The organism is Streptomyces durocortorensis, assembly GCF_016901035.1.
In the GTDB taxonomy this organism is placed as follows: domain Bacteria; phylum Actinomycetota; class Actinomycetes; order Streptomycetales; family Streptomycetaceae; genus Streptomyces; species Streptomyces durocortorensis.
Window position 1 is genome coordinate 1 of sequence record NZ_JAFEUF010000415.1, and the last position, 3241, is coordinate 3241.

A 3241-nucleotide genomic window follows, 5' to 3' on the forward strand; every position below is an offset into this window, starting at 1 on the left:
CCCGACCCTGCCCCCACCGCCCCGGAGCCGGTTCCTGACCCGGCCCCGGCGCCTGTATCGCCCGCCGGGCCCCGCCACCTGACGGTGGTGCCCGACACCGCACAGAACGGAGATTCCATGTCCGCACCGCACGCGATCATCCCCGAGATCCGCACCCTGGACGGCCTCATGAACGCCTTCACGCTCATCAGGGCGATGTGCGAGATGCGCGCCGAGGAGGCCCTGGCCATCGCCGCGGACGACCTGACCCTGTCCAACCGCCTGGACCAGATCGAGGCGGAGATGGCGGACATGGAGGTCGACGACAAGACCCGCCGCGAGGTCGACCTGCTGCGCGAGTCGATCCGCACCCAGTCCCAGGCCGCCGCCCAGTACGGCGGTAGGGCCAAGGACTCCGGCGACTTCGCGACCGCCGCCGCCCAGGCCGCCTACAAGTCCCACGGCGGGATCGCCGAGGCCGTCCAGTCCTCGCCCATCGAGTCGGCCGCCCAGGCCGGCTACTACGAACGCTGAAAGGCAACCGGATGATCAGCAAGATCGACGACGTCATCAACCACCGCGCCCTGCTGGCCGCGCTGAACACGATCCGGGCGGAGGTCGAGTCCCGCCAGGAGGACGTCGATGCCCTGGCCGCGTGGTCCGGCGAGATGGCCGAGCGCATGTCCGGCATCGCCGAGGAGCTCAAGGCCCTCGCCCTGGACACCTACACCGTGGGCAACACGCTGATGCTCGGTGACCTGATCACCGGCCAGAAGACGGCGGCCGACGCGTACAAGAACGCCACCGACACCTCCGTCACCCAGGCCGCCAGCGCCGCCCGTACGGCGCACCGCAACCACGGCCGCATCCAGGACGCCGTCGACGACTCGAACGTCCCGATGGCGAAGAACACCTTCTACAACGCCGAATAGGCGCCCCGCACCACCTGCACGACGCTGCTTCTCCGCCTGTGGCCGGGCCCCACGAACCCGTGGGGCCCGGCCCGTTGCTGCCCAGACGCCCCTGGGCCCCGCAACGGCGGGGCGTCCCGGGGGCGGTGGGGAGCACCGGGCCTGTGCCCGCCCTGTCCTCCACCGACCCTGAACCGAAGGGACCACCGCCGTGCGCGCCCCGAAGAACCCCACCCCGCAGTACACCGACCTCGCGGCCTTCATCGCCGCCCAGACCAACCCGGCCACCGCCCAGGCCGCCGCCGGAAAGAAGTCCTCGCGCACGCTGAAGCGGTGGGCGCTGGACCACCGCGGCCAACTCGCCCTCGCCGCGACGGCCGCGAGCCTGGGCCCGGCCGGGGAGCTCCTGTCCACCACCGGCGACGGATGGCGCACCGCGCTGACGCTCGGTGCGGCCGGGGCCGTCACCGCCGGGGCGTGGGGCTGGCTGCCCGGCCTGGTGAAGTGGAACGGCATCTGGCGCCCCGCCCGCACCCTGCCCGGCGCCTTCGACCGGTACACCGGCCTGTCGATGCCGGTGACCGGCGCGGGTCTTCTCACCACGATGGCGTTCGTGGGCGGTCCGGAGTGGGGCGACAACCCCTGGTGGGGCTTTTCCCTGCTGTGGTCCATGGGCTATGGCACCTGGGCCTGGCGGCGCTGGGGCCGCCGCCCGGAGGCCAAGAGCCCGGAGCTGGCCCAGCAGATGCTGGACTGGATCCAGTACGCCGCCGTTTCGGACGGCCCCTACCCCAAGAGCCAGCTGGTCTCCCCGATCGCCACTGCCAAGGGCGGCTGGTCGGCGGAGATCCACATGCCGAGGGGTAAGAGCTTCAAGATCCAGGCCCTGGACGACGTGCTGTCCGCGCTCGGGATCGACGACCCGGACCTGGTCGCCCTGGAGAGGTTCGCGCCCCGCAAGGGCAAGATCACCGTGTTCACCGAGAACCCGCTCAAGAAGGGAAACCTGTTCGGCGAGCAGCACGTCCTGGACCCGGAGACGGGGCTCGCCCCGATCGGGATCTTCTACGACGGGGTGATCGCCAACTACCGGTTCTTCCTGCCGGGCTCCGGCGCGGTGCACTCCTTCGTCACCGGCACCTCCGGCTCCGGCAAGTCGCGCCTCCTGGACGCGCTGCTGGGCATCGAGCGCCGCTCCCCGCTGGTGTGCTCGATCGTCATCGACCCGCAGAAGGGCCTGTCCCTGCCGGACTGGCCCGACGGCGTCGCCGTGTTCGCCCCGGGCAACGACTTCGGGATCGTCGTGCTGCGCGCGGTCCACGCGATCATGCACGAGAGGTCCGAGCGCTACAACCGGATGAAGTGGACCGACGAGAAGGGCCGCACCCGCGTCGGTAGGGCGTTCTTCGTCCCCGGCGACCCGGACCCGCTGCTCTCCCTCACCCTGGACGAGGCGCACGACCTCCTCAACGACCCCGAGTACGGCGAGGAAGCCGTCAAGATTGTCGGGGACCTCGCCAAGGAGGCGCGGAAGGTCGGCATCAAGTTCCGCCTCGCCAACCAGTCCCCCAACGCCTCCGAACTGGGCGGGGAGACGCTGATCCGCGACATCCTCCAGGGCGGCAACAACGCCGTCCTGCGCTCCGGCAGCAGCGCGACCGGGAAGCGGGCCGCCGGCAGCGCCCTGGACGGCGTCGACCCCGGCGCCATCCCCAAGGAGTTCTCCGACGGCACCTCCACCGGCGGCCTCGGCTACCTCGCCGGGCCCGACAACCGCACCGCGATGTGGCGCGCCCCGAACGTGGAGGATGCCTACGGCCTCGCCCACGAAGGATTCACCACCGGCATCGAGCAGGCATCCATCGACGCCCTGCCCATCGTCCGCCACATCCTCGATGAGCACGCCCTGATGCTCCGCCTGCGCAACGCCGGGGAGCGCTACACCTACGACCCCGACCGCTTCGACGACACCCCGGCCGCGCCCGCCGCACCGCCGGTGAGCACCAGGAAGAAGGCCACGGTGCCCGCGCAGGCAACCGCGCAGGCTCCGGAGCCGGTGCCCACGGCCGTCGAACCGGTCAAGCCGGGCCTGTCGGCGACCGGGAAGAAGGTCGTGGCGTTCCTCCAGCAGCACGGCAAGCCGGTCTCCCCGGCGATCATCGCCAAGAGCTTGGGGATGCCTGGCCCGCAGGTACGCACCGCGCTCAAGCGGATGAAGGACGACCCGACCATCCCGGTCGTCAACGTCGGCCACGGGGCGTGGGTCCACGAGGACCACGCCGCCGACTACATGGCCGCCGCCTAACCCCGCCCGCCCCGACCCACACCACGGCGAAGGCCGGCCCCCGTAC

Annotated in this window: 3 protein-coding genes; all 3 read left to right on the top strand. The window is 71.5% G+C overall.

Going from position 1 to position 3241, the window contains the following annotated elements:
* Nucleotides 1-117: 117 nt before the first annotated feature.
* The 3 genes from JS521_RS34760 (at nucleotide 118) to JS521_RS34770 (ending at nucleotide 3195) form a co-directional block, all read left to right on the top strand.
* Nucleotides 118-513 (top strand): hypothetical protein, encoded by a 396-nt coding sequence (locus tag JS521_RS34760; RefSeq protein WP_157847103.1) that lies wholly within the window; start codon nucleotides 118-120, stop codon nucleotides 511-513.
* A gap of 11 nt (nucleotides 514-524) precedes the next feature.
* A complete protein-coding gene (locus JS521_RS34765) occupies nucleotides 525-911 on the top strand; it encodes a hypothetical protein (RefSeq protein ID WP_205086856.1) in 387 nt (128 codons plus the stop codon).
* 190 nt (nucleotides 912-1101) lie between these two features.
* Nucleotides 1102-3195 carry a hypothetical protein gene (locus JS521_RS34770; RefSeq protein WP_205086857.1) on the top strand — a complete coding sequence of 698 codons (2094 nt, stop codon included), beginning with the start codon at nucleotides 1102-1104 and terminating at the stop codon, nucleotides 3193-3195.
* The last annotated feature ends 46 nt before the right edge of the window (nucleotides 3196-3241 follow it).